This is a genomic window from Streptomyces sp. NPDC019224, assembly GCF_040632605.1.
GTDB lineage: Bacteria > Actinomycetota > Actinomycetes > Streptomycetales > Streptomycetaceae > Streptomyces.
Window position 1 is genome coordinate 133,587 of the sequence record NZ_JBEYCF010000011.1, and the last position, 25,420, is coordinate 159,006.

Below are 25,420 nucleotides of genomic sequence, written 5' to 3' on the forward strand. Positions count from 1 at the left end.
GTCTGTCAGGCATCATGAGTCCTCCACGGACGAGAAGCGCGTGAGTTCCGGGCAGGTCCGCCGCCGGCGCGGGGAACGGCGGGGTCAGCATCCGACCCTGGCCAGGTCGAAGTCGGCCGTGGTCAGCGAGCGGCCCTTGATCCGGGCCTCCCGCCCCTGGGGCCGGTAGCCGTCCTTCGAGGCGTAGACGTCGAAGGGGTTGTCGCGTCCGTCGATCCAGCGGGCGTACGTTCCGTCGGTTCCGGTGGTGAACGTCCAGGTCGTACGGGTCGAGTGGACCGTGACCATGGCCCCCGGAAGCGGTGCCGTGGTCGCGTCGCAGGCCACGCCGTTCACCCTCCCGACGAGCTTGCCCCAGGACCTCGGCGGGGTGACGGTCATCGTCACCGGCACCGGCCGGGGCGCGGCATAGGGGGTGTTCTCGCGGATCCGCACCGAGCCGCTGTACGTGCCCGGCTGGTCGACACGCGCGTCCATGGTCACCAGCACCATCAGCGACTCGCCGGGGGCCAGGGTGGCCCGGGTGCTGTCCAGCGACATCCACTCGGCGTCCAGCTCGCCGGTGTCGCAGTCGCCGAAGCCGGGGAGCGTCTCGCTCACCGGGCCGGCGTTGAACCCGCCCGTCGACCCGCCGATCTTGTAGAAGCCGCACGCGGCGCCGCCGCGGTAGCGGGCGGCGCCGGCGTTCGGCAGCGCGTGCCAGGTGCCGGTGCCGGGGTCGTAGGCGTGGGTGGCGTTGGAGAGGGTGCCGTCCTGTACGCCGGACGCGACGACCAGTTCGCCGCCCGCCACCGCGTGGCTCGCGCCCCAGACGGACGTCGGGGCGTCGGCGACACGGCTCCACGTACCGGAGTCCGGGTCGTAGGCGTACGTCCGGTTGGTCGCGGTCGTGCCGTCGTTGCCGCCGGTGCACACCACCTGGCCGTCCAGCGCCCCGCAGGAGGGGAAGGCCACGGCCAGCGGGTAGTCGGCGAGGGTCTCCCAGGTGTCCGTCTCGAGGTCGTAGGCGACGACACTGCCCGACGTGGGTGTGCAGTCGGCGGTCGTGCAGCCGCCGACCGCGTAGAGCCTGCCGTCGAGCACCGCCTGACCGGCCGCCGCGCGCGGCACCGGATTCCCGGAGGCGGCGGTCCACCGGTCCTCCAGCGGTTCGTACACCCAGGTCGAGGCGCTCGGCCCGGTCGCCCCCCAGCCGGACGCGGCGACGATCCGGCCGTCCACCACGCCGACGGTCATCCCGGCGCGGGTGTCAGGCAGCGGCGTCGCTCGTGTCCATGCCAGGGTGGCCGGGTCGTACGCCCACATGTTCGCGGTTCTGCTGCCGTTGCCGGTGCTGCCGCCGACGGAGTAGATCTTCCCATCCACCGTCACGACCCGGTTGTCCATGATGTTCTGCGGGTAGTTCGCGATGCCGGTCCACGGGTCCGCGCTCGGCCCGTCCGTCACCGTGGCCCCGTCGGCGTTCCCGGTGGCCGCCAGCGACACCGGCACGTCCAGCCGCTGGAGCGGCGCACCCTCGGCGGTCTCGATCCCCTGCCGGGTCAGGGTCTCCCCGTCGGCCCGGCGCATCACGAATCCGTCGCGCCCCTCACCGAGCCGCACCTGGGCGGGCGCCGTGCCGGTGTTGGTGACGGTGAGCGGACGGGTCTCGCTCCGCTCCCCGAGCTCGGTCTGCGCGGCGACCTCGGACGGTGTCACGTCCAGCCGGCCGGCTGTCGCCCGGAAGTCGGCCCGGGTCACGCCGCTGACGTCGGTCTGCCGGGTGGCCGGGACGTAGCCGTCCGCCGTCGCGGTCACGTCCTGCGTGCCGGTCCTCTCGGTGAACATCCAGTAGAACCCGTCGGCCAGGGCCGGGTCGTCGGGCGTCGGCGCGGTCTTCACCGACGCCTCGCCCGCCGCGACCAGCGCTCTGTCGAGGCCGAGGCCTGTGTTGGCGTCGGTGACGTTGCCGGTCAGATAGGCACCGCCCGGCTTCGGGTCGCAGGTGCGCCCGCCGATGGCGACGTTGTCGAGCTGCCACCAGCCGTCGAAGTTGGCGTTGTAGTAGTGGAACCGCACCTGGGCCTGCGAGGCGCCGACCGCTTGGGGGATCGGGATCGTGGTGAAGCGCGGCCCGCGTACGTTGCCGGTCTGCCGCAGCACGTTCGTCCAGGTCCGACCGGCGTCGAGGCTGAGGTCGACGTCGGCGATCTCGCCCGAGCGGTAGTAGAAGTCCTGGTTGAACACGATGACCGGGTTCTCGAACGCGGCCATGTCCGTCACGGCGGTGGTCAGGACGGTGTCCTGCCGGTTGCCCGTCCCGTAGAAGTTGCTGTCGGCGGTCGCGAACCTGCCTTCGCCGCCGCTGCGGTTGCCGCGTTTGAGGGAGTCGTCGAACCGCCACACCCCGCCGTCGCCGTGCAGGTCGGTGACCGTCCAGCCCGCGGGCAGGACCCCGTCGTCGAAGGAGGCGGTGTACGTGTAGCGGTAGCCGTTCGCGGTGCAGGTACTCGCGTCGACCGGGACGCCGATGTCCTGGGCGACGTCGCCGGCACCCAGATCGACGACGCGGGTGACCGCCTCGTAACCGGGGTAGGCCGGCTCGTACTTCAGCTCGTACGAAGCTCCCCGGGGCAGGGCGATCTCATACCGCCCGGTCACCGGGTCGGTGTAGAACTCCCCGCCCGGCCCGCCGGTCACGGTGATCTTCGTGTACAGCGGCCAGCCCTGCCCGGACCCGTCGCTCACCTTCCCGGTCACCACCGAGGTGTCCGGGGCGGCCGGCCCGTCCGCAGGGGAGGCCGAGGCCCGCACCGTCCGCTCGGACGCTTGCGCTGCGGGCCCGGCCACGCCGAGCGCGGCAACCACCGCCGCAGCCACCGCCCCGACCACCGCGGCCCTGGCGGACCGTCTCCATCTCCGCGCCCTCACCCTCGGGCTCCAGGGCGGACCGGCAACGCGGTCGCCTTGGTCGTATCCGGGTGTCTGCCAGACATCATGAGCCTCCACGGTTCACTGCCGACAAGCTACGAGCGCCCCACACTCTGCAGTTGTTCATGCACTGTCAACATGCCCATTCATGCGGGGAGTTGACGAAATTCCGTGGTGTATCGGACACGCGTCGTCCCCTCGCCCACGTGCGCCGGCGAATCACGGGGTGGGCCGCGCGCAGGCCGGAGTGGCGCAGGCGACGCCGTCGCGAGCGCTCACAGGCCGGTGCCCGGCCAGGCCCCACTGGCGAAAAGTGGCCCCCGGCGGCCGGCGTGGCGAGACTGCGACATGACGCACATTCGTCATCCCACCGGGTCGTCGGGGAACCGATGGCGACACGTCCACGGCCCGGCCGGCCCGTCCTCCGGGCCGGGCCGGTGGCCGGAGCGCCCCGGGCCGGCGTCGAGTCCGCGGACCGGGTCCGCGAAGGTCTCCGGGGCAGTGCTCAGCCCGGCATTTCCGAGCCGGATCAGAATGGAACCCACCATGCGGACGGCAATGATCAACTGCTGTCCGGACTTCGGCAGCGCCGAGGAGGTGGTCATGAATCCCTTCGGACGCGGCCGGGAAACGGCGGCCGAGAAGGGACCCTAGGCAATGGCCACACCGCCGCCAACCACTCTTCGGCCGGGAAAATCCGCCGTTCCGCAGGCTCCGAGTTGATGGAACGTCAAGAGGCCATCGGGGGAACGGTGTTGATCCCGGAGAACTCGGCCGCCCCTGGGCCCCGGTGCGTCCGCCCGCCCCGCGCCAGGGTCGGTCCTTGATAGCGTCGCCCCAGCGACCGCGGAGCACTCCCCGCCGGGGTCGCCGCTCTGCCGGGACGGCGCTGCCACCGCGTGAGCGGGTGCGAGTGGCAGGGGATCTTCACGGCAGGGACGAAGAGAGCCGACGCATGAGCCTCGCGCAGTTGCACTACACCTCCGCGGTGGACGGGGACGGAACCGGCGAGGACGGACCGATAGCCGCCCGGTTCACGGCGGTTGACGCCTCGGTACCCGCGTCCGTGCTGACCGAGGCGGGACCGCTGCTGGCGTACGAGGCGCCGCACGGCACCCCGGACCGGCTCCCGGACACCGCGCTGCGGGCCCTGCCCGAGGCGCTCAGTTTCAGCCTGCTGTCCGACGGCAGCCGGCTGCTGGCCCGGACCGTCGCGGTGCGCTCCGCCCGGTCGTCCGCCGTACGCTTCCACGCGCACGCGGTCCATCTGCCCTCCGGCACCCGACTGCCGGAGGGGACGCTGCCGCTCACCGCCTGCCGGTCCGCCCGCTGGGCCTCCGCCACACCGGACCGGCCGCTGCCCGACCCGGTCACCACGCTGACCGCCGCGACCGGACACGAGGCCCGCGAGCGGGAGGCGCTCAACGACTTCGCCGTCTCGCGCGGCCCCTGGCTCGCCGGGGTGCTCTCCGATCTGCGCCGGCTCCACGGCCCGAAGGCGCCGGAGCGGGTCGTACTCGTCGAGCGGCAGAGCGCGGATGTCGCCCGGTGGATCGCGCTGGCCGGGCTCGCCCTGCCGGACGGGCTCGCCGAGCGTCTGACCTTCACCACCTACACCCGCCGCCCGCGCGACGCGGCGCAGCGCGTCGTGGGCGTCCTGCCCGAGGACGCCGAGGATCTGGCGGACTCCGGACTGTGCGTGCACGTGTGCGGCGGTCCGCGCCCGGAGGGGCCGGTGGGCGACGTCTGGGCCGAGACGGCGGCCCGGATCTGGCGCGGCCGGGCGCCGGAGCTGTTCCGGGAGGCGGCCGCGCTGCCCGGGGAGCCGTTCGCGGCGGGGCCGCTGGCGGTGACGGCCCTGTGCGCCGGCATACCGCTCGGGACCGAGGAGCGTGCGGCGGCGGCCGACTGGGCCGCCGAGCGGCCGTACGCGCTGGACGGGAAGCGGACCCGGCAGCTGGTCGAGGCGCTGACCGCGGCCGGGGTCGACGACCGCTCCGGGGCCGAATTCGACGCCGCCGGGCGGTTGTTCGCCGCGCTCGACGGCCGCTCCCCCGCCACCGCCACCGCCCCGCTCGCCGCGATGCTCGTGACGGAGGCGGTGCGCGGCGGCAACGGTTCCCTGGAGCTGCCGGGCCGTACCGCCTTCGGCGGGCCCGAGGGCGCGGCCGTCGCCGAGGCCCTCGGGCCGGAGATCCGGTCCGAGCTGGGCGGCGCGGGCGTCGGCCTGGACGTGGCCCGTACGGTGCAGCTCCTGCGGGTGGCCCGGCTGCTCGGGGTGGACTGCGCGGAGCTGCTGCCGTCGGTCGTGGACCGGTTGGCGCCCGCGCTGCTGACGGGCGGTGCGGAGGGCGCCCCGGACTGGGCGCCGGCGCTGCTGGAGCTGATGGACGAGCAGTTCGACGTCCGTACCGCCCTGCTCGGCGCGCTCGACCGGATCGCGCCGGACGGCCCGGCCGGGGTGGAACGGCTGCTGAGCCGGGTGCCGCTGCCCTTCACCGGTACGCAGGCGCTGCCGCATCTGCGGATGTGCGCCGGGGCGCCGGAGGCCAAGTCCGGCTGCGGCGACGACCGGGTGGCGGCGTTGCAGCGGATTCTGCGGGCCGGCGGGGTGTCCCCGTTCGCGGAGCCGCTGGTGCTGCGGACGGCCGTGGGCCTCGTGTGGGGCGAGGACGCCCCGACGGCCGCCGAGGCGCGGCTGCTGCTGGAGGCGGCGACCTCCGACGCGCACCGGGCGGCCGGCACCTGGGCGCGCCTGGTGGCCGCCGCGCTCGCCGCCGGCGCCGACGAGGCACAGGCCCCGGAGCTGGCCCACGACCTGCTGCGCGGCTTCCCGCGGGAGACCGGGGGCCGGGTGCGCGCCGCCCTCCTGCTCCTGGAGTTCGCCCGTGAGGTGCGCTCGGGGGCGGCGGAGCCCGACTGGGCCGACCGGGTGCGGGCGCTGCGTGCGGAGGCCGAGCCCGTGGAGCCGGGCGTGCTCGGGCAGGCGTGCGACGCGGTGGCCGGGCGGCTGCTGGCGCCGGAGCGGCCCGACGCGGAGCTGTACGCCGTCGTGCACAGCGGTGACGCGGACCTGATCGCCGCCTACGAGCGGGCGGCGCGCGGTGACGGCGTCCGGGCCCGGCTGGCGGCCGATCCCGGCTACGCCGCGGACTGCTTCACGGTCTGGACGGCCCATCCGCACGCCGGTCCCGCCTGGAGCGCGGCCGCTGCCGGGCTGCTTGAGGAGGTGCTGCGCCCCGTGGTGCGGAGGCTTCCCGCCGACCGGGTCGCGGCGGTCGAGGAGGCGGTCGGCCGCTCGGGCAGCAGCGGCCGGGCGGACGCCTTCCGCGACTGGCACCGCCGGGAGCGCCGCACCCTGGGCCGCCTGGGCCGCCGCCTCGCGGGGCGGGTACGACGGGGCTGAGCGGGCCCGGCCGGCGCCCGCGCGTCACGAGGCCCCCGCACCGCCGGGTACCGTTGAAGGCACCGATCTCGTGCGCCCTCCTGGCGGGCTGCGTGAACCCCAGGAGGAGCAGCACATGACGACGAACCGCGGCCGCAAGGACGTCATCCGCGACCGGATGGCGGCAACCGGCGAGTCGTACAACGTGGCCGCCCGCAATCTCAAGGCGATGAAGGACATGGGCGCCACGCGCGAGGCGGTGCTCACCCAGCGCTGGCAGCCGGCCGGTTCGCTGGACGTGCCCTGCCCCTGCGGCGGCACCTGCGAGCCGGGTGAGCGGTGCGGGCGCTGCCACGCGCTGCACCGGCACGTGGCGCGCTACCCGGGCAGCACCACCGAGGTGGAGACGTGGGTGGACCGCTACGAGTGCCTGGGCTGCCCGGCCTCGTACACCCTGACCGTCGTCCTGCCGGGCCGCCCCTGGGGCGTCGCGGAGACGGTGGTCCGGGGCGGCGCGGCGGAGACGGTCGTGCGCGCCCGGGTGTTCCCGGGCGTCGCGCACCCGCTGCTGCGGCAGGAGGAGCCGTACGAGGACTGACGCGGTGCGCCGGTCCCCGCACGGGGACGGTCAGGCGTCCGGGGTCAGCCGCAGGGAGATCGAGTTGATGCAGTACCGCTGGTCCGTGGGGGTCGGGTAGCCCTCGCCCTCGAAGACATGGCCCAGGTGGGAGCCGCAGCGGGCGCAGCGGACCTCGGTGCGGACCATGCCGTGGCTGCGGTCCTGGATCAGTTCGACCGCGTCGGTGTCCTTCGGGTCGTAGAAGGACGGCCAGCCGCAGTGCGACTCGAACTTGGTGTCGGAGCGGAACAGCTCCGCGCCGCAGGCCCGGCAGGAGTAGACGCCCTCGGTCCTGGTGTCCGTGTACTCACCGACGAACGCGGGCTCGGTGCCGGCCTTGCGCAGCACCGCGTACTCGGCGGGGGTGAGTTCCTCCCGCCACTGTTCGTCCGGTTTCTCGACGTCGTACGGCACGGTGGCTCCTTCAGCTCGACAGGTGGTCCAGGATCCGCGGGCCGAGGTCGGTGACATCGCCCGCTCCCATGGTGAGAACGAGGTCGCCGGGCTTCGCCATTCCCGCGATGACCTCGGGGACCCGCGCCTTGTCGTGGACGGCGGTGACGTCCGCGCCGGCGGCCGTCGCGGCGTCGGTGATCAGGGCGCTGGTGACGCCGGGGACCGGGTCCTCGCGGGCCGGGTAGATGTCCAGGACCACGGAGGCGTCGGCGAGCGCGAGGGCCTGGCCCATCTCGGTGCCGAGCTCCTGGGTGCGGGAGAACAGGTGGGGCTGGAAGACGACGAGGAGGCGGGCGTCGGAGGCGGCGCCGCGCATGGCCTCCAGGTCGGCGGTCATCTCGGTGGGGTGGTGGGCGTAGCTGTCGATGACCTGGACGCCGGCCGCCTCGCCCTTGAGCTGGAGGCGGCGCTTGACCCCGGTGTACTTGCCGAGGGCGGAGGCGAGGTTGTGGGCGGGGATGCCGAGGGCGATGCCCGAGGCGAGGGCGGCCACCGCGTTGAGCGCGTAGTGGCGGCCGGGGACGGAGACGGTGAAGGTGAGGAACTTCCCGCCCAGGATCACCGTGACCTCGCTGGTCAGACCGCGCGGGGTGATCTTGTGGACGCGTACGTCGGCGGTCGCGGCCTCGCCGTAGGTGACGACGGTGAGCGCGGGCAGCGCCTCGCGGACCCGGCGGGTCAGCTCGACGGCGCCGGACTGGTCGGCGGAGACGACGAGCGTGCCGGCGGGGACGATCTTGCCGGCGAAGGCCTCGAAGGACTCGTAGATCTCGTCCATCGAGGCGTAGTTCGCGTGGTGGTCCAGCTCGACGTTGAGGACGATCGCCACGTCGGGGTCGTACTTCTGGAAGCTGCGGTCGCTTTCGTCGGCCTCGGCGACGAAGATGTCGCCCTCGCCGTGCGTGGCGTTGGTGCCGGGGCCCGCCAGGTCGCCGCCGATGGCGTACGAGGGGTCGAGGTCCAGCTCGCTCAGGGCGACGGCCAGCATCGAGGTGGTGGTGGTCTTGCCGTGGGTGCCCGCCACCGCGATGGAGCGCAGCCCGCCCATCAGGGACGCCAGGGCGTCGGAGCGGTGCACGACGGGGACCGACAGCTCCCCGGCGCGCACCAGCTCCGGGTTGTCGGCGCGGATGGCGCTGGAGACGACCACGCAGGTGGCGTCGTCGGCCAGGTGCGCGGCGGCGTGCCCGATGTGGACGGTCGCCCCCAGCGCGCGCAGCGCGTCGGCCGTCGGGGACTCCTTGGCGTCGCTGCCCGCGACCTTCGCGCCGCGCTGGGCGAGGATCTTGGCGATGCCCGACATTCCGGCGCCGCCGATGCCGATGAAGTGCGGCCGTTCCATGGCGGCAGGAATACCGGGTGCCATACGTGTCTCTCCCAGGGTGTGTACGGGTAAGGGGCTCCCAGCCTATTCGCTGTGCGCGAAGAGCTTGAGCACCGGGACGCCGACCTTGTGCCGGGCCCGGGAGGCCCAGTCGCGGTGGAAGAACTCCTCGACGTAGTGGGGCGCGGTCAGCACGATGACCTCGTCGGCCCCCGACTCCTCGACCACCGAGGTGAGCTTGTCCAGGGGGTGGTTGTCGATCACCTGTCCGACGGCTTCGGAGCCCGCCTGGTGCAGGGCCTCCAGGGAGACCTGGAGGGCGAGTTCGGCCGACTTCCTGGCGTCCTTGCCCTCGGGCACCTCGCTCTCGCGGGCCGCTTCCTTCAGTTCGCCCATCGCCAGGTCGTCGATGGCCCGCAGCAGTACGTCCGCCTGGTCGCCGCGCGGCTGCATGAGGACGACGAAGGAGGTCCGCTCCTCCCCGTGCAGGGTGGTGACGAACTCGATGTCCCCGGACGTGAGGGCCTTCTCGATCATCAAAACGCTGGTGAACACCACAGAGCCCTTCTCTTCAGCGGCCGTCGCGGTCGCTGCCGAAACCATCCTTCCCCGCGCTCGCACGGGGTCTGCGAGATCCATTCTGCCCATGGAACGCTAACCGGAACGTAATATTCCGCTTATTGCCGCCCATGGCGGCGGCACGGGGGCACCGCCCGGCGCCCCGCCCGCGCGTCAGCTCCGGCGGTACCGGGAGAAGAGGAACCCGTCCTCCTCCAGCAGCGAGTCCAGGGCGAATCGTTTCGGCACTGCCACCGCGGGGCCGCCCGCGATCCGCTGGGCGTCCCCGGCCGTGAGCAGGGGCGCGACGGTCAGGCACAGCTCGTCCAGCACGTCCTCGGCCACGAACTGGCCGAGCAGCCGGGGCCCGCCCTCCGTCAGCATCCGCCGCAGCCCGCGGTCGGCCAGCTCCCGCACGGCGCGGGCGGGATCGACCCGCGAGCCCTCCCCCGCGATCACCACCTCGGCACCCGCCTCACGGGCCGTCGCGATCCGGTCCGGGGGCGCGCCCGCCCCGGTCAGTACGAGCGTCGGGACCAGCGGCGAGACGAAGAGCGGAAGCGAGAAGTCCAGGTCCAGGCTGCCGCTGACCACGGCGACGGCCGGCGCGGGGGTCTGCCCGGCCGCCGCCCGCCGCGCCGCGAACGCGTCCCGGGCCCTGGCCGGCCGGTAGCCCTCCTGACGTACGGTCTGGGCGCCCGCGATCACCACGTCGGCCAGGCCGCGCAGGGTGCCGAAGATCCGCATGTCGCTCTCGCCGGAGATCGGCTGCGAGCGGCCGTCGTGCTGGGCGGCCCCGTCGAGGGTCGACACCATGTTGGCGCGCAGCCAGGGGCCGTCCGTCTCGGGGTAGGCGTAGGCGTCGGCGAGGTCGTCCGGGCTCCAGTCGCCCGGCGCGTGGGCCGCTGTCAGGTCGGTCACAGGGAACAGGCGTCGCATGTCCGGCAGTCTGGCACGGGTCCTCACGGCCTCGCCCGCGATGGTCAGCGGCGTCGCGGCGCCCGGGGGCCTCCGCCTCAGGCGTTGTCGTCGGTCGGGACGGCTCCGCCATCACTCCCTCCTCCGCCTTGGATTCGAGGGCCCCTGGCGCCGCTCCTTCTCCCGCCGACCATCGCGGGTGAGGCCGTAAGCTTGGCGGTTGTGTCGTCCTCCCACGCCGTGCCGGGGTCCAGCCCCATAGCCGAAACGGCCCCGCTGTCCCTGTGCGCCCGCGAGCCGCACGTCCCCGCCGACCGCCTGGTCGCCGAGATGGTGCCGCCGCCGCGCTTCGACTCGGTGCGTTTCGATACGTACGTCCCCGACCCGAACCAGCCGAGCCAGACCGAGGCGGTCCGGGTGCTGAGCGACTTCGCCGCCGGGCTCGGGGGAGCACACGCCTCGGGGGCCGGCAGATCGCGGAGCTCCTCCCTCGAGGGGTGGCGGCGGCTGACGGGCGGGCGGTTCGGCCGCAAGGCGGCGGCGCGGCCCTCCGGCCCGCGCGGGGTCTACCTCGACGGCGGCTACGGGGTGGGCAAGACCCATCTGCTCGCCTCCCTCTGGCACGCCACCCCGGCCGCGCCCTCGCTGAAGGCTTTCGGCACGTTCGTCGAGCTGACGAACCTGGTGGGCGCGCTCGGCTTCCAGCAGACCGTGCGGACCCTGAGCGGGCACCGGCTGCTGTGCATCGACGAATTCGAACTCGACGACCCGGGCGACACCGTGCTGGTGTCCTCGCTGCTCAGCCGGCTCGTCGAGGAGGGCGTCGCGCTGGCCGCGACCTCCAACACGCTGCCCGGCAAGCTCGGCGAGGGCCGGTTCGCCGCCGCCGACTTCCTGCGCGAGATCCAGGGGCTCTCGGCGCACTTCCGCCCGCTGCGCATCGACGGCGAGGACTACCGCCACCGCGGCCTGCCCGAGGCCCCGCCGCCGTTCACGGACGAGCAGGTCACCAGGGCCGCGTACGCCGCGCCGGGCGCCGCCCTGGACGACTTCCCCGCGCTCCTCGACCACTTGGCCCGCGTCCACCCCAGCCGGTACGGGGCGCTGACGGACGGGGTGCGGGCGGTCTGCCTGACCGATGTGCGGCCGGTGCCCGACCAGTCGACCGCGCTGCGGCTCGTGGTGCTCGCGGACCGGCTGTACGACCGGGAGGTGCCGGTCCTCGCGTCCGGGCTGCCGTTCGACAGGCTGTTCAGTGAGGAGATGCTGAACGGCGGGTACCGGAAGAAGTACTTCCGGGCGATCTCCCGGCTCACGGCGCTGGCGCGTGACGCGAAGGGGCTGGTGGCGCAGTAGGTTCTGGGGCGTAAGGACGTACCACCGGCGGGGCACGACGCCGTGCCCCGCCGCCTCGTACAACCGCGTATTCCGTTCGAAGGGAACCAGCATGGCTACCACGCGTCAGGCGCACACGGTCTGGGAAGGCAATCTGACCGAGGGCACGGGCGTCGTCACGTTCGACTCCTCCGGGATCGGCGACTACCCGGTCTCCTGGCCGTCCCGCGCGGAGAAGGCGAACGGGAAGACCAGCCCGGAGGAGCTGATCGCCGCGGCCCACTCCAGCTGCTTCTCGATGGCGCTCTCGCACGGCCTCAGCGGCGCCGGCACCCCGCCGGCCCGGCTGGACACCAAGGCCGATGTCACCTTCCAGCCCGGCACCGGCATCACCGGCATCCACCTCACCGTCGTGGGCGAGGTGCCCGGTCTCGACGAGGCCGGCTTCGTCAAGGCGGCCGAGGACGCGAAGGCCAACTGCCCGGTCAGCCAGGCGCTTTCCGGCACCACGATCACGCTGAGCGCGTCGCTCGCCTGATCGTTCCCTCCCGTGTCCCCGGGCCGGCGCCCCGTGCGCCGGTCCGGGGACACGGCTGTTTCCGCCCACACGACACCCGGCCGGGTTACGGCTGCGCCTTCCGTCTGCCGCTGCCCCGGAGCGTCGGCCCCGGTCCGCGATATCCGGCGTGACAACGTTCACCGGTGGCCTCGAACGGGCAGGCCTGCTCTTGACGAAGCCATGTCACCTGTCCCCAAGCAGGGAGTTGCCCATGTCAGTCGCACCCCGCCCCACCGCCACCCGGCGGAACGTCCTGGCCGCGAGCGGCGCCGCCGCCGTCTCCATCGCCTTCACCGGGGCGTTCACCGAACTCTTCGCGGGAAGCGCCGCCGCCCGCGGTCACAGCGGTTACGGCCCGCTGGTCCCGGACCCGGACGGCCTGCTCGACCTGCCGAAGGGCTTCCACTACCGCGTGCTGTCCCGGGAGGGCGACCCGCTCCGCTCCGGCGAGGGCCGGGTCCCCAGCCACTGCGACGGGATGGCCGCGTTCAAGGGCCGGGGCGGACACGTCCGGCTGGTGCGCAACCACGAGAACCGGGTGGACGCGGCGATCCCCGTACCGACGGTCGAGGGGCTCACGTACGACCCGATGGGCAAGGGCGGCTGTACGGCCCTGGAGCTCGACGGCCACAACCGGGTCCTGTCCGAGCGCGTCGCCATCGCCGGTACGGCGGTGAACTGCGCGGGCGGGCGCACCCCCTGGAACACCTGGCTCACCTGCGAGGAGACCGAGGACAGGGCCGGCACCAACGGCTACACCAAGGACCACGGCTACATCTTCGAGGTGGACGGCGCCGACCCGCGCCGCACCGGCGCCGTGCCGCTGACCGCGATGGGCCGCTTCCAGCACGAGGCCGTCGCGATCGACCCGCGCGACGGGACCGTGTACGAGACGGAGGACGCGTTCGAGAAGCCGTTCGGCCTGTTCTACCGCTTCCTGCCCGAGAAGCCGCTGGGCGGTACGGGTTCGCTGCGGGCGGGCGGACGGCTGGAGGCCATGCGGGTGCCGGGGGTGCCCGACCTCTCGGCCGTCCAGGAGACCGGGGCGGTGTTCGAGGGTGTCGAGTGGGTCCCCGTACCGGATCCGCAGGCCGCCGAAACCCCCATCCGCTTCCAGGACTTCGGCCGCAGGGGCATCACCCACGGCCAGAAGCTGGAGGGCTGCTACTGGGGCGGCTCGTGCGTCTACTTCGTCTCCAGCTTCGCGCACAGCGCGGAGGGTTCGGCGGCGGACCACTACGGGCAGGTCTGGCGCTACGACCCGGCCCGGCGGCGGCTGACCCTGGTCATCGTCTTCGGCCCGGACGCCGACCTCCAGCTGCCCGGCGAGTCCCCCGACAACATCGCCCTGGCCCCCGACGGCGGCCTGATGGTCTGTGAGGACGGCGGCGGCGCCCAGCACGTGTTCGGCCTGACCCGGCGCGGCGAGGTGTACGCGCTGGCGCGCGGCCGGCAGAACACCGGCACGCCCGAGGAGCCCGAGTGGGGCGAGTTCGCGGGCGTCACGTTCGCACCGGACTACGGGACGATGTACGTGAACGTCTACACGCCGGGCACCACCTTCGCGGTGACGGGTCCGTGGCGCTGACGGACTGACCGGGGCGGGGCGCGCCCCGCCGGCCCTTCGCGGACGGCGACATCGGGGTGTGATCCGTCCGGGTGCGCCCGTGCGGGACCCCGTGCGGGACGGCGGGGTGCGCTTCGGCGGGGCGGCGGGGAGCGGCACCGCCGGCCGGGCCACCACCCGGTCGGGGACGCCGGGAGCGTCGAGAACCGGGCTGCCCCGGAACGGCTCATGCGCCATCCGCGTGGGGCGCCGACCGGCTGGCGCGCCAGCCCCGTGCGCCCTCCGGTCGATCGGTTAGCTTCCGGAAGTGATCAGATTTGGGCGCGGAATGGCTGCTTTGGGTGTGCTGGGGGCGGTACTCGTCGGCTGCGGCCAGGCCGAGCCCCGTGCAGCCGCCGAACGGCCGCCCGCCTCCCCCTCGGCGCCCGCCGAGCCGGCCCACGCCACCAGGCAGCCCGCCGTCATGGCCCCCGGACCCGGCGGGCTGACCCCTGTCTTCGAGCGCGGGCCGCAGCACGCCGCGAAGGTCGTCGCGCTCAGCTTCGACGCCGACATGACGGCCGACGAGGGAGCGCGCGCGGCGGCCGGTGAGCGCTTCGACAACCCGGAACTGATCGCCCTGCTGCGCCGGCTGAAGGTGCCCGCGACGATCTTCATGACCGGGCGCTGGGCCGAGGAGTACCCGGACCAGGCCCGCTCCCTCGGCACCGACCCCCTCTTCGAGATCGGCAACCACTCCTACAGCCACTACGCCTTCACGGCGCCCTGCTACGGGCTTCCGACCGTGGCGAAGGACGCGATGCGCGAGGAGGTGCGGCGGGCCTTCGGGGCGATCCGCGGGACCGGTGCCCGCAACGTGGTGCCGTACTTCCGCTTCCCCGGCGGCTGCTACGACGACGAGACGCTGCGCGCCCTCGGGCCGGAGAAGGTGACCGCCGTCCAATGGGACGTCGTCAGCGGGGACGCCTTCGCGACGGACGCGGACGCCGTCGCCGAGCAGGTGCTCGACGGGGTGCGGTCCGGTTCGCTGGTCGTCATGCACTGCACCCGCAGCGCGGCGCCGGTGACCGCCGAGGCGGTCCGCCGGGTCGTGCCCGAGCTGCGCAAGCGCGGCTACCGCTTCGTCAAGGTGTCCGAGCTGATGGCCGGATAGAGGCACGCGACAACGGCGGCCCTCAGCCCGAGCACGCCGTGCGCTGGGCCTCCTGCCACTCGCACACCGGGCACAGCGTGATCCCCTTGACCGACTCGGCGTACTCGGTCGGCTTCCGGCACAGCACGCACTCCGCGTACGGCGGCCCCTCGGCCCGCTCCGGGGCCTCGGCCGGAGCCGTCCCGCAGGAGGACCCGGATTCCGCTTCCGTCCGCTCGTTCCTGTCCTCGTTCATACGTACGAGCCTACTCAGCCGCGTACCGAAGTGAGCCGGCGGGCGAGCGCGGCCGCCGCCGCGGCGGCGGCCCCGAACCGCGGGAGCACCGGCAGGTGGACGGTGCCGCCCGTTCCGCCGGGAACGGTGTCCGGGGCGGCTGGCAGACTGGTCGGGTGAGCAGCAACGACATCTCCGCGCCCCCGTCCGCCGAACCGGCCGCCCTGCCCGTGGACAGCCCCTTCCGGTCCGAGCGGACGAACCGGGACGAAGCCCGGCAATACGTACTGCCGTTGGTGGTGCACATCGAGAAGGCCGCGCCGCCGGCCCGCACCGACGCCCTGCGCACGGCCGCCCGCGCGGTCCTGGTGATGCTCTCCGACGAGCGGTCGGTGGGCGAGGGCGAGTGGGCGCGGGTGATGCGGGACTGGCAGGACGCCCGCATCCGCAAGGTGGTCCGGCGGGCCCGGGGCGCGGAGTGGCGCAAGGCGTCCGCGCTGCCCGGGATCACGGTGACGGGCGACGGGGCGGAGGTGCGGGTCTTCCCGCCGGTCCCCCTGGACGGGTGGCCGAAGGAGCTGGCCAAGCTCCAGGTCTCGGGGACGGACCTGGACGACCCGGAGCCGCCGGCCGCGCCCGGCCCCGGCCACCCGGTGCTGTGGCTGAACCCGGACCTCGGCATGTCGGCCGGCAAGGAGATGGCGCAGGTCGGACACGGGGCGCAGCTCGCCTGGTGGGAGCTGTCGGAGACCGAGCGCAAGGCGTGGCGCGAGGCCGGCTTCCCGCTCTCGGTCGCCACGGCGGAGCCGGGCGACTGGCGGGAGCTGACGACGAGCGGGCTGCCGGTCGTACGGGACGCGGGATTCACCGAGATCGCACCGGGCTCGTGCACGGTGGTCGCCGACCACCCGGCGCTGCGCCGGCGTCACTGAGAAGCACGGGCCGCCCGCCGGGGCGCGCCCAACCTCAAATGAAGCTCTGAAGGTCGGCCCTCCCGGGTTCACCGCCGCGCGCCGGGGCCATCACCCCTGCACGAACCGAGGGGGAACGGCATGGGGGACGGCATGAGGCTGGGCATCGGAATCGGCTGGCGGCCGGAGATCGCCGACGAGGTGGAGGCGCTGCCGGGGATCGACTGGGTGGAGGCGGTCGCGGAGAACCTCTGCGCCGGCCATCTGCCGGCCTCCCTGGTACGGCTGCGGGAGCGCGGGGTCACCGTGGTGCCGCACGGGGTCTCGCTGGGTCTCGGCGGGGCCGACCGCCCCGACCCCGGCCGGCTCGCGGACCTCGCCGCCCGGGTCGCGCTGCTGGACGCGCCGCTGGTGACCGAGCACATCGCGTTCGTACGGGCGGGCGGGGCGCGCACCGGGTCGCGGGCGCTGGAGGCGGGGCACCTGCTGCCCGTGCCGCGCACCCGGGCGGCGCTGGACGTGCTGTGCGAGAACGTGCGGATCGCGCAGGACGCGCTGCCGGTGCCGCTGGCCCTGGAGAACATCGCGGCGCTGGTCTCCTGGCCGGACGAGGAGCTGACCGAGGGGCGGTTCCTGGCGGAGCTGGTCGAGCGCACCGGGGTGCGGCTGCTGATCGACGTGGCCAATCTGCACACCAACCACGTGAACCGGGGCGAGGACCCGGTGACCGCCCTGGACGAGCTGCCGGTGGAGGCCATCGCGTACGTGCATGTGGCGGGCGGGGTCGAGAAGGACGGCGTGTGGCACGACACGCACGCCCACCCGGTGACCGCCCCGGTGCTCGACGTGCTGGCGGAGCTGTGTTCCCGGATCGACCCGCCGGGGGTGCTGCTGGAGCGCGACGACGCGTTCCCGCCGGCCGGTGAGCTGGCGGGCGAGCTGGAGGCGATCCGGGGGACGCTGGAGGCGGGCGGGGGCGCCGGCCCGGGTGCGGGCGGGCGGGCCGTACCGGGAGCCACGGCCGGCCCGCCCGTCCCCGAGGCCGTACGGGACGGCGTCGCGGTCGCGCAGACCGCCCTGCTGTCCGCGCTGGTCGCCGGCACCCCTGTGCCGAAGGGGTTCGACCGGAGCCGGCTCGGGGTGCAGAGCCGCGCCCTGGCCGCCAAGCGCGCCGACGTCGTGGCCAAGGTGGCGCCCGAGCTGCCGGAGATCCTGGGGAGCGGCTACCGGGAGGCGTTCCTCGCGTACGCCGGAGCGCGGCCCATGACGGCGGGGTACCGGCGCGACGCCCTGGACTTCGCCGAGCACCTGCTCCTCGCGGGCCGCCCCGAGGACGACGCCGCCCGTCGCCGGCTGACGTACTGGTGGCGGGACCGGGCCGCGCCGCGACCGCCCGGGCGCGCCACCCGGCTGGTACGGGCCGCCCGCTCCGCGCTGGTGGGGCGGTGAGGGGGACCGGCCGCGGACTCCTCGGGGGTGCGGCCGGTCGCCTCCGGTCCCGCCATGCCGCGCGGGGCGGACATCGCCTCCGCGGTGCGGGCGGCGCTGCCGGCGGGCGCGGGGGACGATCCCGCGCCGCGGGCGGCGCTGACGGCCGGGCGGGGACGCCCGGGCCGCGAATGACGAACGGTGCGGCGCGCGGGAAGCGCGCCGCACCGTCGAGCCGAACCCGGTGTCGCTGGACCAGCGGGCGGCACGAGGTGCCGTCTGCCCGCCGTCTGATCTTCCGGGTTGGGGTGGTCGGGAGCCCGTTCGCTACGCGAGCCCGGCCACCAGGTCCGCGACCGACTTGCGCCGGCCGGTGAAGAAGGGGACCTCCTCGCGGACGTGCATCCGCGCCTCGGAGGCCCTGAGGTGACGCATCAGGTCGACGATGCGGTACAGCTCGTCGGCCTCGAAGGCCAGCATCCACTCGTAGTCGCCGAGCGAGAACGAGGCGACGGTGTTGGCGCGCACGTCGGGGTAGCCGCGGGCCATCTTGCCGTGGTCGGCGAGCATGCGGCGGCGGTCCTCGTCGGGCAGCAGGTACCAGTCGTACGAGCGCACGAAGGGGTACACGCTGACGTAGTCGCGGGGCGTCTCGTCGGCGAGGAACGCCGGGATGTGCGACTTGTTGAACTCGGCGGGGCGGTGCAGCGCCATGTTCGACCAGACCGGCTCCAGGTGCCTGCCGAGCCGCGTGCGGCGGAAGAGGTTGTACGCCCCCTGGAGCTCGTCCGCGGTCTCCGCGTGCCACCAGATCATGAGGTCGGCGTCGGCGCGCAGGCCCGAGACGTCGTACGTGCCGCGGATGGTGATGTCCTTGGCCGCGAGCTGGTCGAACAGCTCCTGGACCTCGCCGGCGACGGCCGCGCGGTCCGTGTCGGCGGGCAGGACGTCGCGCAGCTTGAAGACGGACCACAGCGTGTAGCGGATGACCTCGTTGAGGTCCTTGGCCTTCTTGCCGGCGTTCGGAACCTTGCTTGACGTCTCAGTCTCGGGTGCACTCATACGGCTATTGTCCCGCCTCGCTCCGAGTGCCCTGAACCAGGGTCGGCGTGGCGATGATCTCCCCGGCGAGATCTCCGGCGATCTCGTCCGCGGCGCGGTGGGCGCTCGCCACGCAGGCGGGGATGCCGACCCCGTCGTAGACCGCGCCGCACACCCGCAGCGCGGGCAGCTTCGCGACCTCGTCGCGGATGCGGGCGACCCGGGTGAGATGGCCCACCGGGTACTGGGGCAGCCCGCCGACCCACCGGGTGACCTCGGTCGCCACGGGCCGGGCGGTGAGCCCGGTCGCGGCGGCCAGGTCGCGCAGGGACAGGCCGGCCAGCTCGCCGTCCTCGCGCTGCAGGTGCTCCTCCTCGCCGTACCGGCCCACGGAGGTCCGCAGCACGAACAGGTCCGGCGCCGAGTCCGCGACCCACTGCCACTTGTGGGTGGAGAAGGTGGCGGCCTTGATGGTGTGCCCGTCGACCGGTGGCACCAGGAAGCCGGAGCGCCCCTCGAAGGCCGTACCGGCCACGTCGGAGCGCCGGAACGCCATGGTGACCAGGGCCATCGACGCGTACTCGACGCCCGCCAGCTCGGCCGACGCGCCCGGCGCTTCGGCGGCGAGCAGGGTGGCGGCGGACCAGGCGGGTACGGCGAGGACGATGCCGTCGGCGGAGACGGCCCGGGTGTCGGTGCGGACGTCCCAGCCGCGGGCGGTACGGGCCAGGCCCAGCACGGAGGTCTCGGTGAGGATCTCACCGCCTCCGGCGCGTACGGCGTCGGCGACGGCGCCCGGCAGGGTGCCGATGCCGCCCTCGATGCCCTGGAAGACGGGGCCGCTCCGCTGCCGGGCGGCGGCCCGCTCCTGGAGGCGGGTGACCTCGTCGAGCAGGGAGCCCCCCTGCCGGGCGGCCTCGAAGAGCTGCGGGACGGCGGCGCGCATCGAGATCCGGTAGGCGTCGCCCGCGTACACCCCGCCGAGCAGCGGCTCCACCAGCCGGTCGACGACCTCGCGGCCCAGCCGGTCCGCGACGTACGCGCCGACGGCGACGTCCTCGCCGACGGCCGTCGGGGCCAGTGCGCGGTCCTGGGCGATACGGGCCAGGCCCTCGGGCGAGAGCACCTCGCCCAGGACGGACGGGTCGCCCGGGACGCCCATCACATGGCCCTTGGGCATGGGGCGCAGCGCGTCGCGCGTCCACAGGGCCGCGGTGGCGGTGGCGGGCGGCTGGAGACGGTCCCCGAGGCCCACGGCGCGTGCCAGGGCGACGGCCTCCGGGCGGCGGGCGAGCATGGACTCGGCGCCGAGGTCGACCCGGACGCCCGCGACCTCGCCGGTCATGAGCTTGCCGCCGAGCCGGGCGGTCGCCTCCAGGACGGTGACCCTCAGCCCGGCACCGACGAGCCGGTGGGCGGCCGCGAGTCCGGCGATCCCGCCGCCGATGACGACGACGTGGCGGGGGGCCCGGTCGGCGCGGTGTGTGGATGGCTGCATGGTTCCACTCTCTCAAACCGGTTCCGAGTCCTGACCGTGACCGGTTCGAAACCGGTTTCCCGGGTCCGCAGGCGCCCCCGGGCACGTCCCACCCCCGTCATCCATCACCCGTCCTGGGGGGACAGTCGTGCGAGGAGCATCTCTCATCCGTACCGGCGGAGGCACGTCCGGCCGGGCCGCCCGTTCACGCACCGCGCCGGCGGCCGTACTGCTGGCCGCCGCGCTCGCGCTGAGCGGCTGCGGCGCGACCGGCGACGATTCGGGCACGAGCGCCGACCGGGGCGTCGCCGGGCCCCAGCGGCAGCAGGCGGATTCCGCGGCCGCCGAGGCCGGAGCACCCGCGGTCGGTTCGGGCCGGACGGAGCGGCGCGAGGAGCCCCCGAAGCCCGCCGCGGCCCACGTCGTCCGCACCGCCTCGCTCTCCGTGGAGGTGGAGGACGTGTCGAAGGCGGCCGGGAACGCCCGCACGGCGGCGCAGGTCGCGGGCGGGCTGGTCGAGAAGGAGACCACGGAACGGATCGACGGCACCCGGGACTCCTCACACCTCGTGCTGCGCGTGCCGCAGAAGGCGTACGACGAGGTGCTGCGGGAGCTGGCGGGGACGGGGAAGCCGCTCTCCCGTACGTCGGCGGCCAAGGACGTCACCGACCAGGTCGTCGACATCGACAGCCGGATCGCCACCCAGCGGGCGAGCGTGGCGCGGGTGCGCGAGCTGATGGAGCGGGCCGGCAAGCTGGCCGATGTGGTCACGCTGGAAGGCGAACTGAGCAGTCGTCAGGCGGCGCTGGAGTCGCTGCTCGCGCAGCAGGCGTCACTGAAGGACCGTACGACGCTGGCGACCATCACGCTCGATCTGGTGGAACCGGAGACGGCGGCCGACGACGACCCGGGCTTCCCGGACGCCGTCGCCGGGGGCTGGCACGCCTTCGTGACGATGCTGCGGTGGCTGGCGCTGGCGATCGGCGCGGCGGCACCGTTCCTCGCCGTGGCGGCCGTCCTGGCCGTGCTGTGGCGGCTGCTGCTGCGCCGCCGGGCGGGGAGGCGGGGGCCCGCCGGGGACGCCTGAGCGCGTCGACGGCCGGGCCGCGCCGTAGCGTGGGCCCTTATCGACGCGCTTCGGAGGGACCGGCATGACGGCGGAACGACTGGTGATCATCGGCGGGGACGCGGCGGGCATGTCCGCCGCGTCCCAGGCCCGGCGGCTCAAGGGCCCCGGCGAACTGAGCATCACCGCTTTCGAACGGGGCCACTTCACCTCGTACTCGGCGTGCGGCATCCCGTACTGGGTCAGCGGCGACGTGACGGACCGGGACGATCTCGTCGCCCGTACGCCCGAGGAGCACCGGGCCCGGGACATCGATCTGCGCACCCGCACCGAGGTCACGGAGATCGACGTGGCGGGGCGGCGGGTACGCGCCCTGGACCGGGACTCGGGCGAGGCGTACTGGAGCGCGTTCGACAAGCTGGTGATCGCCACCGGGGCCCGCCCGGTGCGCCCGGAGCTGCCCGGGATGGACGCGGCGGGGGTGCACGGCGTGCAGACCCTGGACGACGGGCAGGCGCTGCTGGACACCCTGGACCGTACGGAGGGCCGGCGCGCGGTCGTCGTCGGGGCGGGGTACATCGGCGTCGAGATGGCCGAGGCGATGCTGAAGCGCGGCTTCGAGGTGACCGTCCTCAACCGCGGCGAGCAGCCGATGGCGACGCTCGACCCGGACATGGGGCGGCTCGTCCACGACGCCATGGACGGGCTCGGCATCACCACGGTGAACGGGGCGGAGGTCACCGGCATCGGGACCGGGCCGGACGGCCGGGTCGCGGAGGTCGTCACGGCCGGCGCGTCCTACCCGGCGGACGTGGTGGTGCTCGGCATCGGCGTCGAGCCGGAGACGGCCCTGGCCCGGGCGGCCGGGCTGCCGCTCGGGCCGCACGGCGGGCTACTCACCGACCTGTCGATGCGCGTGGCGGGCCACGAGAACATCTGGGCGGGCGGCGACTGCGTGGAGGTGCTGGACCTGGTGGCGGGCCACACCCGGCACATCGCGCTCGGCACGCACGCCAACAAGCACGGCCAGATCATCGGTTCCAACGTTGGCGGCGGCTACGGCACCTTCCCCGGTGTGGTGGGTACGGCGGTGAGCAAGGTCTGCGACCTGGAGATCGCCCGGACCGGGCTGCGCGAGAAGGACGCCCGGGCGGTGGGCCTGCGGTACGTCACGGCGACGATCGAGTCGACGAGCCGGGCGGGCTACTACCCGGACGCGCGGCCGATGACGGTGAAGATGCTCGCGGAGTACCGCACGGGCCGGCTGCTGGGGGTGCAGATCGTCGGCCGCGAGGGGGCGGGCAAGCGGGTCGACGTGGCGGCGGTGGCGCTCACCGCCCGGATGACCGTCGAGCAGATGACCGCCCTGGACCTGGGCTACGCCCCGCCGTTCTCGCCGGTCTGGGACCCGGTCCTGGTGGCGGCCCGCAAGGCCGTGTCGGTGCTGCGGAAGGCGGGCACCGCCTGAGCGGCGCCCGCCTCGGGGCCTGTCCGGGCGCGGTCAGCGGGCGGTGCTGGTGTGGACGTGCTCGACGAGCCGGGACAGCGCGTCCGGGTCCATGTTCGGCATCACGCCGTGGCCCAGGTTGAAGATGTGGCCCTCCAGGCCGGCGGCCGCGTCCAGCACCTCCCGGGTCTTGGCCTCCACCGCGGAGGTCGGCGCGAACAGCACCGCCGGGTCGAGGTTGCCCTGGAGCGCCTTGCCGGGCCCGACGCGGCGCGCGGCCTCGTCGAGCGGGACCCGCCAGTCGACACCGACGACGTCCGCACCGGCCTCGCCCATGAGGCCGAGCAGTTCGCCGGTGCCGACGCCGAAGTGGATGCGGGGGACCTCGTACGCGGCGACGGCGTCGAAGACCTTCGCGGAGGCGGGCAGCACGGAGCGCCGGTAGTCGGCGGGGGCGAGGGCGCCCACCCAGGAGTCGAAGAGCTGCACCGCCGAGGCGCCGGCCTCGATCTGGACCTTGAGGAAGGCGCCGGTGATCTCGGCGAGCCGGTCGAGCAGGTCGGCCCAGAGCTCCGGGTCGCCGTACATCATGGCCTTGGTGTGCTCGTGGTTGCGGGACGGCCCGCCCTCCACGAGGTAGCTGGCGAGCGTGAACGGCGCACCCGCGAAGCCGATCAGCGGGGTGGCCCCCAGCTCGGCGGTGAGCAGGCCGACGGCCTCGGTGACGTAGGGGACGTCCTCGGGCGTGAGGTCGCGCAGCCGGGCCAGGTCGGCGCGGGTGCGGACCGGCTCGGCGATCACCGGGCCGACGCCGGGCTTGATGTCGAGGTCGATGCCGATGGCCTTGAGCGGGACGACGATGTCGCTGTAGTAGACGGCGGCGTCGACCTTGTGGCGGCGGACGGGCTGCATCGTGATCTCGGCGACGAGCTCCGGCATCGTGCAGGAGTCGAGCATCGGGATGCCTTCGCGCACCTTCAGGTACTCGGGCAGCGAGCGCCCCGCCTGACGCATGAACCAGACCGGCGTGTGCGGCACCGGCTCGCGCCGGCACGCCTTGAGGAACGCCGAGTCGTAGGTGGCGGAAGTCTTCGTCTGCTGCCCGGAGGGGCGGTCGTTGGCACTCACGCACAGAATCTTCGCACGCGTGGGGAACGAGCCCGGCCCCGCACGGGTGTCCTTCCGCACGCGAAGCTCCCGTTCCGCCTACTCTTCCCCGCATGGCTGCGGCTCAGGGACACATCTCCGGTCAATCCGATGGCGCTGACGGCACGGACGGTGCGGAGGGTGATGGCGTACCGTCCGCGTTCCGTTCGGCTGTGGAGGCGCTGCGCGCGGCGCGGCTGCGTCCCGAGCTGGAGGTGGAACCGACCCGGCCGCCGAAGCGGCTCGCGCCGCACGCGTACGCGCTGGAGGCCGCGGTCGTCGACGGCGAGGAGGATCTCGCCGACGGCCGGCTCGTGCTGCTCCACGACCCGGCCGGGCACGAGGCCTGGCAGGGCGCCTTCCGGCTCGTGACGCTGGTCCGCGCCGACCTGGAGCCGGAGATGGCCGCCGACCCGCTGCTGCCCGAGGTGTGCTGGTCCTGGCTGACCGGCGCGCTGGAGGCCCGCGGCCTCTTCTACGGGGAGGCCGGCGGCACGGTCACCATGGCGGGCTCGCACTACTTCGGCGCACTGGAGACACGGCGCCCCGCGACGCAGATCGAGATCCGGGCGTCCTGGACCCCCCGCGAGGGCCGCGGCGGCGCACCCGACGCGGCGGCGCACCTGACGGCATGGGGCGACCTGCTCTGCCAGATCGCGGGCCTGCCGCCTTCGGGCCCCCTGGACGCGACGGTGGTGACGCTGCCCCAGCGACGGGGCCCGCAGACGCCGTAGCCACCCGGTTCGCAGGGGTCCTCGGCCCGGTCCGCGCGGGGCTCGCCGCGTCGTGGGCCGGTCCGCACGCCGGGGCGTGCGCGCGGCGCGCGCGCCGCCCCGGCCTCGTCCCGGGCCGCGTCACGGGCGCCGTGACCCCGCGTCATACGGCCACTTCCAGCCACCGGAAGGTATTCGTACAATCGATCGCGCGTCCTATTTGCCCGAATTGTTACTCAGCAAATCGCGATCTTCCCCTAAAGGAGCAGGGGTCCGCTGCCGAAGGAGTCAATGACCCTTCAAGCACGGTTCGCCCCGGCTTCATCCCCGAGCCGGCCCGTCCCGCCACTCCCCAGGAGGCCTGGTGTCCGTTCTCCTAGAGCAGCCCGCAAGCCTGGTCGCCTACCGCCCGAACAAGCCGACGGCCATGGTCGTCGTGGCCGACCCGCGCGTCCGTTCCACCGTCACCCGCCATCTGTGGGCCCTCGGAGTACGTGACGTCATCGAGGCGTCGTCCATCGCGGAGGCCCGTCCCCGCGTCGGCAACCCGCGCGACATCTGCGTAGCCGACGTCCACCTGCCCGACGGTTCCGGGCTGACCCTGCTGTCCGAAACCCGAGCCGCCGGCTGGCCCAACGGTCTCGCCCTGTCCGCCGCCGACGACATCGGCGCCGTGCGCAACGCCCTCGCGGGCGGCGTCAAGGGCTACGTCGTCACCGGCACCCGTACCAACATCGGCCACCCGGCCCGTCCCGGCGTCGCCCCCATCGGCGCCACCGCCGCCCGTATGCACCGCCGGCCCCCCGGCACCCCGAGCCACCCGGGCGGCTACCGCGAACTGTCCGGCCGCGAGGTGGAGGTTCTGCGGCTCGTCGCCGAGGGCCAGTCCAACAAGGCCATCGGCGTCTCCATGGGCCTGTCCGCCCTGACCGTCAAGAGCCACCTCGCCCGCATCGCCCGCAAGCTCGGCACCGGAGACCGCGCCGGAATGGTCGCCGTGGCCCTGCGCACGGGCATCATCCACTGACCCCCTCACCCGACCGGTGCGCGGTACACGCGGAACCGGCTGGATTACGTGCATCGGCGGCTGCCGACGGAACGTTCCGTCGGCAGCCGCCGCCCGCCCCCCCCAAAAACGCGAGACGGAACCGACCACCACCGCCGCCCCCCCAGCAACAACCAGACAACACACC

Annotated in this window: 22 protein-coding genes; 12 read left to right on the plus strand and 10 right to left on the minus strand. The window is 74.1% G+C overall.

What is annotated here, in order from left to right; all coding sequences use genetic code 11:
- Positions 1–84: 84 nt before the first annotated feature.
- Together ABZ564_RS10090 and ABZ564_RS10095 are read right to left on the minus strand one after the other, a co-directional pair.
- The gene (locus tag ABZ564_RS10090) at positions 85–2,727 is read right to left on the minus strand and encodes a kelch repeat-containing protein (protein WP_360852518.1); all 2,643 of its coding nucleotides are present in this window, start codon (positions 2,725–2,727) and stop codon (positions 85–87) included.
- 545 nt (positions 2,728–3,272) lie between these two features.
- On the minus strand, positions 3,273–3,515 hold the full coding sequence (locus ABZ564_RS10095; RefSeq protein WP_360852521.1) for a hypothetical protein: 243 nt from the start codon (positions 3,513–3,515) through the stop codon (positions 3,273–3,275).
- Positions 3,516–3,865: 350 nt separating this feature from the next.
- Between ABZ564_RS10095 and ABZ564_RS10100 the strand changes: the two genes are divergently transcribed.
- Both ABZ564_RS10100 and ABZ564_RS10105 read left to right on the plus strand, forming a co-directional pair.
- Positions 3,866–6,316, plus strand: coding sequence for a GTPase-associated protein 1-related protein (locus ABZ564_RS10100; protein ID WP_360852524.1), 2,451 nt, complete (start codon positions 3,866–3,868; stop codon positions 6,314–6,316).
- Positions 6,317–6,431: 115 nt separating this feature from the next.
- Positions 6,432–6,893, plus strand: coding sequence for a hypothetical protein (locus tag ABZ564_RS10105; protein WP_360852527.1), 462 nt, complete (start codon positions 6,432–6,434; stop codon positions 6,891–6,893).
- 30 nt (positions 6,894–6,923) lie between these two features.
- Here the strand turns inward: ABZ564_RS10105 and msrB are convergent, their stop codons facing one another.
- The 4 genes from msrB to ABZ564_RS10125 form a co-directional block, all read right to left on the minus strand.
- On the minus strand, positions 6,924–7,328 hold the full coding sequence (gene msrB, locus ABZ564_RS10110) for a peptide-methionine (R)-S-oxide reductase MsrB (protein ID WP_360852530.1): 405 nt from the start codon (positions 7,326–7,328) through the stop codon (positions 6,924–6,926).
- Between the two features lie 10 nt (positions 7,329–7,338).
- Positions 7,339–8,736 carry a UDP-N-acetylmuramate--L-alanine ligase gene (murC, locus tag ABZ564_RS10115; protein ID WP_360852534.1) on the minus strand — a complete coding sequence of 466 codons (1,398 nt, stop codon included), beginning with the start codon at positions 8,734–8,736 and terminating at the stop codon, positions 7,339–7,341.
- Between the two features lie 42 nt (positions 8,737–8,778).
- Positions 8,779–9,231 carry an indole-3-glycerol phosphate synthase gene (locus ABZ564_RS10120; protein ID WP_360852599.1) on the minus strand — a complete coding sequence of 151 codons (453 nt, stop codon included), beginning with the start codon at positions 9,229–9,231 and terminating at the stop codon, positions 8,779–8,781.
- A gap of 195 nt (positions 9,232–9,426) precedes the next feature.
- Positions 9,427–10,191, minus strand: a complete 765-nt coding sequence (locus ABZ564_RS10125; protein WP_360852537.1) for a pyrimidine reductase family protein — start codon at positions 10,189–10,191, stop codon at positions 9,427–9,429.
- A gap of 201 nt (positions 10,192–10,392) precedes the next feature.
- On the opposite strand from ABZ564_RS10125, the gene zapE reads away from it, so the two are divergent.
- From zapE to ABZ564_RS10145, 4 genes are all read left to right on the plus strand, one after another.
- The gene (gene zapE, locus ABZ564_RS10130; protein WP_360852540.1) at positions 10,393–11,526 is read left to right on the plus strand and encodes a cell division protein ZapE; all 1,134 of its coding nucleotides are present in this window, start codon (positions 10,393–10,395) and stop codon (positions 11,524–11,526) included.
- Positions 11,527–11,617: 91 nt separating this feature from the next.
- The gene (locus tag ABZ564_RS10135) at positions 11,618–12,043 is read left to right on the plus strand and encodes an OsmC family protein (protein WP_360852543.1); all 426 of its coding nucleotides are present in this window, start codon (positions 11,618–11,620) and stop codon (positions 12,041–12,043) included.
- 232 nt (positions 12,044–12,275) lie between these two features.
- Positions 12,276–13,652, plus strand: coding sequence for an alkaline phosphatase PhoX (locus ABZ564_RS10140; RefSeq protein ID WP_360852546.1), 1,377 nt, complete (start codon positions 12,276–12,278; stop codon positions 13,650–13,652).
- A 307-nt stretch (positions 13,653–13,959) separates the two neighbouring features.
- Positions 13,960–14,784, plus strand: a complete 825-nt coding sequence (locus tag ABZ564_RS10145) for a polysaccharide deacetylase family protein (RefSeq protein WP_360852549.1) — start codon at positions 13,960–13,962, stop codon at positions 14,782–14,784.
- Between the two features lie 22 nt (positions 14,785–14,806).
- On the opposite strand, the gene ABZ564_RS10150 is transcribed toward ABZ564_RS10145, so the two are convergent.
- Complete coding sequence (locus tag ABZ564_RS10150) at positions 14,807–15,019, minus strand: hypothetical protein (protein WP_360852552.1); 213 nt, start codon at positions 15,017–15,019, stop codon at positions 14,807–14,809.
- Between the two features lie 155 nt (positions 15,020–15,174).
- Between ABZ564_RS10150 and ABZ564_RS10155 the strand changes: the two genes are divergently transcribed.
- Complete coding sequence (locus ABZ564_RS10155) at positions 15,175–15,930, plus strand: peptidyl-tRNA hydrolase (protein WP_360852555.1); 756 nt, start codon at positions 15,175–15,177, stop codon at positions 15,928–15,930.
- Positions 15,931–16,062: 132 nt separating this feature from the next.
- Complete coding sequence (locus ABZ564_RS10160; RefSeq protein WP_360852602.1) at positions 16,063–17,358, plus strand: DUF692 domain-containing protein; 1,296 nt, start codon at positions 16,063–16,065, stop codon at positions 17,356–17,358.
- Positions 17,359–17,664: 306 nt separating this feature from the next.
- Here ABZ564_RS10160 and hemQ read toward each other — a convergent pair whose 3' ends face one another.
- Complete coding sequence (hemQ, locus tag ABZ564_RS10165) at positions 17,665–18,399, minus strand: hydrogen peroxide-dependent heme synthase (protein WP_360852558.1); 735 nt, start codon at positions 18,397–18,399, stop codon at positions 17,665–17,667.
- A gap of 4 nt (positions 18,400–18,403) precedes the next feature.
- The gene (gene hemG, locus ABZ564_RS10170; protein WP_360852562.1) at positions 18,404–19,876 is read right to left on the minus strand and encodes a protoporphyrinogen oxidase; all 1,473 of its coding nucleotides are present in this window, start codon (positions 19,874–19,876) and stop codon (positions 18,404–18,406) included.
- Between the two features lie 127 nt (positions 19,877–20,003).
- Between hemG and ABZ564_RS10175 the strand changes: the two genes are divergently transcribed.
- On the plus strand, positions 20,004–20,942 hold the full coding sequence (locus tag ABZ564_RS10175; protein ID WP_360852565.1) for a DUF4349 domain-containing protein: 939 nt from the start codon (positions 20,004–20,006) through the stop codon (positions 20,940–20,942).
- Positions 20,943–21,006: 64 nt separating this feature from the next.
- Positions 21,007–22,389 carry an FAD-dependent oxidoreductase gene (locus ABZ564_RS10180; RefSeq protein WP_360852568.1) on the plus strand — a complete coding sequence of 461 codons (1,383 nt, stop codon included), beginning with the start codon at positions 21,007–21,009 and terminating at the stop codon, positions 22,387–22,389.
- A 33-nt stretch (positions 22,390–22,422) separates the two neighbouring features.
- On the opposite strand, the gene hemE is transcribed toward ABZ564_RS10180, so the two are convergent.
- Entirely contained in the window at positions 22,423–23,496 is a 1,074-nt protein-coding gene (hemE, locus tag ABZ564_RS10185; protein WP_360852571.1) for a uroporphyrinogen decarboxylase, read from the minus strand.
- A 92-nt stretch (positions 23,497–23,588) separates the two neighbouring features.
- Between hemE and ABZ564_RS10190 the strand changes: the two genes are divergently transcribed.
- Together ABZ564_RS10190 and ABZ564_RS10195 are read left to right on the plus strand one after the other, a co-directional pair.
- Positions 23,589–24,248 carry a DUF3000 domain-containing protein gene (locus ABZ564_RS10190; protein WP_360852574.1) on the plus strand — a complete coding sequence of 220 codons (660 nt, stop codon included), beginning with the start codon at positions 23,589–23,591 and terminating at the stop codon, positions 24,246–24,248.
- Between the two features lie 343 nt (positions 24,249–24,591).
- Entirely contained in the window at positions 24,592–25,254 is a 663-nt protein-coding gene (locus ABZ564_RS10195; RefSeq protein ID WP_018100712.1) for a response regulator transcription factor, read from the plus strand.
- Positions 25,255–25,420 lie beyond the last annotated feature (166 nt).

Bases quoted from the DNA above. Each gene is read 5' to 3' on its own strand.
- ABZ564_RS10150 (WP_360852552.1), bottom strand. From the start codon at position 15,019: ATGAACGAGGACAGGAACGAGCGGACGGAAGCGGAATCCGGGTCCTCC.
- ABZ564_RS10135 (WP_360852543.1), top strand. From the start codon at position 11,618: ATGGCTACCACGCGTCAGGCGCACACGGTCTGGGAAGGCAATCTGACC.
- ABZ564_RS10145 (WP_360852549.1), top strand. From the start codon at position 13,960: ATGGCTGCTTTGGGTGTGCTGGGGGCGGTACTCGTCGGCTGCGGCCAG.
- ABZ564_RS10180 (WP_360852568.1), top strand. From the start codon at position 21,007: ATGACGGCGGAACGACTGGTGATCATCGGCGGGGACGCGGCGGGCATG.
- ABZ564_RS10095 (WP_360852521.1), bottom strand. From the start codon at position 3,515: ATGACCACCTCCTCGGCGCTGCCGAAGTCCGGACAGCAGTTGATCATT.
- murC (WP_360852534.1), bottom strand. From the start codon at position 8,736: ATGGCACCCGGTATTCCTGCCGCCATGGAACGGCCGCACTTCATCGGC.
- hemG (WP_360852562.1), bottom strand. From the start codon at position 19,876: ATGCAGCCATCCACACACCGCGCCGACCGGGCCCCCCGCCACGTCGTC.
- ABZ564_RS10125 (WP_360852537.1), bottom strand. From the start codon at position 10,191: ATGCGACGCCTGTTCCCTGTGACCGACCTGACAGCGGCCCACGCGCCG.
- ABZ564_RS10100 (WP_360852524.1), top strand. From the start codon at position 3,866: ATGAGCCTCGCGCAGTTGCACTACACCTCCGCGGTGGACGGGGACGGA.
- ABZ564_RS10140 (WP_360852546.1), top strand. From the start codon at position 12,276: ATGTCAGTCGCACCCCGCCCCACCGCCACCCGGCGGAACGTCCTGGCC.
- ABZ564_RS10120 (WP_360852599.1), bottom strand. From the start codon at position 9,231: ATGATCGAGAAGGCCCTCACGTCCGGGGACATCGAGTTCGTCACCACC.
- ABZ564_RS10190 (WP_360852574.1), top strand. From the start codon at position 23,589: ATGGCTGCGGCTCAGGGACACATCTCCGGTCAATCCGATGGCGCTGAC.
- ABZ564_RS10105 (WP_360852527.1), top strand. From the start codon at position 6,432: ATGACGACGAACCGCGGCCGCAAGGACGTCATCCGCGACCGGATGGCG.
- ABZ564_RS10160 (WP_360852602.1), top strand. From the start codon at position 16,063: ATGAGGCTGGGCATCGGAATCGGCTGGCGGCCGGAGATCGCCGACGAG.
- hemQ (WP_360852558.1), bottom strand. From the start codon at position 18,399: ATGAGTGCACCCGAGACTGAGACGTCAAGCAAGGTTCCGAACGCCGGC.